Source organism: Streptomyces griseorubiginosus, assembly GCF_017614965.1.
Classification (GTDB): domain Bacteria; phylum Actinomycetota; class Actinomycetes; order Streptomycetales; family Streptomycetaceae; genus Streptomyces; species Streptomyces griseorubiginosus_B.
This window is the reverse complement of record NZ_WVUG01000514.1, coordinates 1-3,410: the sequence shown is the minus strand read 5'-3', so window position 1 is coordinate 3,410 and position 3,410 is coordinate 1. Positions and strand designations below refer to the sequence as shown.

Sequence of the window (3,410 nt, the reverse complement as noted above, 5' to 3'; positions counted from 1 at the left end):
GGGCTGTCCAGGCGGAGGGCGGGGCCTGCGGGCTGCTGCTCGGGAAGTCCCTGGGCTCGCTCGGTTGCGGTGTCGCGGCTGAGCGGAACCTTCCGGCGGTCTGGCTCACACCCGTTCTGACGCTCGGGCCTGTGGTGCGTTCTCTTCGGCGGACTCAGGCGCCGACCCTCCTCGTCGGGGGAACCGCGGACAGGATGTGGGACTCGGAGGTCGCCGGCGGCCTGGGGCATGACGTGCTGGAAGTGGGCTCGGCGGATCACTCGCTGGAGGTCGGTGGCGATGTCGTGGGGTCCGTGGAGGTGTTGCGGCAGGTCGTCGTGCGGCTCGATCGGTTCGTCGGATCGCTCGGGGCTCCGGTGGCGCCTCCACGGTGAGGGTGTCGTGGGCGACGTCTGGCGCATCGGACCGTGACCACGACGGTGCGCGTCCCGCCCGGGTGGTCGAGACGCCCGGACCGTCGGTGGTCCGCATCCGCATCCACGGCGCGCCGGGGCGCGTCTACGCAGGTATGGATCTGGAGAAGCGGGCGCCGCAGCCTCGGGAATCCGAAGGCTGTCTCGTGGTGGTGCTTCGGGTGCCGGTGCGGATCGTCGTGTTCGTGCTGGTCGTGCCCGTGCGGATGGTGTGGGACGCGCTCGTCGTCGCTGGAAGGTTTCTGCGGGACACCGTGCTGCGGCCGGTCGGGCGGGTGCTGGCGTGGATCGGTCGGGCCCTGTTCGTATGGCCGTTCGTGGGGCTGTGGCGATACGTCGTCGTGCCGGTCGGGCGGGTGCTCGGGTGGCTCGGCAACGTGATCGTCGTGGTGCCCATGGTGTGGCTCGGTCAGTATGTGGTGGTTCCCCTGGGGCGGGCCGTGCGGGACGCCCTGGCGTGGGTGTACGCGCGCGTGCTGCTGCCTGTGCTGGTGCCGCTGGGGCGGGCGGTCGTGTGGTGTGCGGCCGGGCTCGTACGAGGTCTGGGCCTGGTGCTTTCGGCGGTCGGGACCGTTCTGTACTGGGTCGGCCGGGTGCTGATCGTGCTGCCCGCCCTCGCGCTGTGGCGCTGGGTGCTCGCTCCCGTGGGCCGGGTCCTCGCCGTCGTCGGGCGTGAGGTGGGGGAGGCGCTGGGGCACGCCTGGAGGGTCGCGGGGCGCGTCTCGCTCGCCGTGGGGCGTGCGCTCGGGACGCTCTTCCGGTGGATCTTCGTGGAGCCCGTGCGCTGGTTCTGGCGGACCGTGCTCACACCCGTCGGACAGGTCGTACGGGATGCCGTGCTGCGGCCCGTCGCCGCCGTCGCCCGCGGTGTGGGACGGGTGGCGCGCGAAGCGCTGGCCTCGGCCCGTGAGTCGGTACGGCAGGCCCGGGCCGACGTCCGGCGGATGCTGTTCGGTGAGCCCGCGCGAGTCCCCTCCGTGGACCGGCGGGAACCTCTGGGCGCCGAGACACGTACTCTAGGTAGCAGTACGACCGCTCTCACGAAGGACTGAACGACACTGGGCAAGCGACAGCCCGAAGGCCCGCCGCCCGCACCCGCGGTGCAGCGCATCCGACTGCGCTACACCAAGCGCGGCCGCCTCCGGTTCACCAGCCACCGTGACTTCCAGCGCGCCTTCGAGCGTGCGTTGCGCCGTGCCGAGGTGCCGATGGCGTACTCGGCGGGGTTCACGCCGCATCCGAAGGTGTCGTACGCCAATGCCGCACCCACCGGCACGGGCAGTGAGGCGGAGTATCTGGAGATCGCGCTCACCGAGGCGCGGGACCCGGAGAAGCTCAGGGTCCTGCTCGACGAGTCGCTGCCCGCCGGGCTCGACGTCGTCGACGCCGTCGAGGCGCGGACCTCCGGTCTCGCCGACCGGCTGACCGCTTCCGTATGGGAGCTCAGGCTGGACGGCGTACGGCCCGAGGAGGCCGAGCGGGCCGTCACCGCCTTCAACACCGCCGGGGCCGTCGAGGTCCAGCGGACGACGAAGAACGGTGTGCGGACCTTCGACGCCCGCTCCGCGGTCGTACACCTCGAAACGCATAGTGATCCGGCTGATAGGCCGACCGACCAGCCCTGTGCGATACTGCGGCTGGTTGTTCGGCACGTGACGCCTGCCGTACGACCCGACGACGTCCTGTCCGGTCTCCGCGCCGTGGCCGACCTGGCGCCGCCGGTCCCCGCAGCGGTGACCAGGCTGGCGCAGGGGCTGCTCGATGAAGAGACCGGCACGGTGACCGACCCGCTCGCGCCCGACCGCGAGGCGGCGACGGCCCTGGTGGCCGGTTCCGCTGCCGCCGCGAAGGCGCCGGCGTAAGGAAGGTCCCGCGAAGGACGGACGTCGTAGCGCCGCCCTCGTACTCGGGAGCCACCTGGGTCGGGCAGCGCACCGACCAGAAGACTTTCGCCAGGCCGTACCCAACAGGGTGTACGGAACCGGCGAGACAGGACACAGAGAGCTCCCGTGCGGCGCCCGCGCCCCGGACGGCGGCACCGCGCACAGCGCGAGCCGCGGACGTCAACGGCGATCGAGTCATCGACGCCGGACCAGGCGCGGCGCCCGGGAGCCTGACGGGAGACAAGCCCGCATGCTCGAACCGACCGAACCCACCGAGGGTTCCGAAGAACTGAACACTCCCAGCGACACCCTGCCGCCGCGTCGTCGGCGCCGTGCCGCGTCACGTCCCGCGGGACCGCCGGTCGCGGCCGCCGGGGCGCCGGAGGAGATCACCACGCCGGCCATACCGGCCGCCGACGCCGACTTCGTGGCCGAAGAGGTCAAGGAGGGCGAAGAGGCCGCTGAGGTTGTCGAGGCGGCGGAGACCGCTGAGACCTCCGGCGCAGACGTGACCGCAGAGGAGCCCGGGGCTCCCGCGCCCGCCGCGCGTACGCGCCGTCGTGCGACCCGCCGCGCCTCCGCGCCCGCCGGGGCCCCCGCGTCGGCCGAGGCCGCCGAGGTCGCCGAGACCGTGGTGCCCGCCGCTCCCGCGCCCGCTTCACAGGAGGCCACGGCTGCCGCCGCCGAGCAGGCCGAGGCCGTCGCGTCCGACGAGGACGCCGCCCCGCCCCGCACGCGCCGCCGTGCCACGCGCCGCGTGTCCGCTCCCGCCGGGGCGCCGACGTCCGCGGAGACGGCCGAGACCGTGGTGCCTGCGGCTTCCGCCGAGGGCGCCGCGGCCGCGCAGGAGAGCGAGCCCGTCGAGGCGCCGGCCGTCGCCGAGGTCGCCGAGACGCCCGCGGAGGACACGGCTCCGCGCCGTACCCGCCGCCGGGCCACCCGCCGCGTGTCCGCGCCTGTCGCCGAAACGTCCGCCGCCGGTGGTACGGACGCCGAGACGTCCGCGGCCGCCGAGACCGCGGAGAGCCCGGTCACCGCGGACACCGCCCCGCACGCCGCCGAGACGCCCGCCGCTGCCGCCGTCGAGGCATCCGCCTCGCCCACCCCCGAAGCC

At 74.0% G+C, this 3,410-nt stretch carries 2 protein-coding genes and 2 pseudogenes; all 4 read left to right on the top strand.

Annotation, left to right across the window (positions count from 1 at the left end; all coding sequences use genetic code 11):
• Positions 1-374: pseudogene (locus tag GRC12_RS42925) on the top strand (alpha/beta hydrolase); the annotation flags it as partial.
• Positions 375-508: 134 nt separating this feature from the next.
• Positions 509-1,465, top strand: a complete 957-nt coding sequence (locus GRC12_RS42920) for a hypothetical protein (protein ID WP_208785861.1) — start codon at positions 509-511, stop codon at positions 1,463-1,465.
• 48 nt (positions 1,466-1,513) lie between these two features.
• Positions 1,514-2,275 carry a TIGR03936 family radical SAM-associated protein gene (locus GRC12_RS42915; RefSeq protein ID WP_208785860.1) on the top strand — a complete coding sequence of 254 codons (762 nt, stop codon included), beginning with the start codon at positions 1,514-1,516 and terminating at the stop codon, positions 2,273-2,275.
• 271 nt (positions 2,276-2,546) lie between these two features.
• Positions 2,547-3,410, top strand: a pseudogene (locus GRC12_RS42910) (Rne/Rng family ribonuclease); the annotation flags it as partial.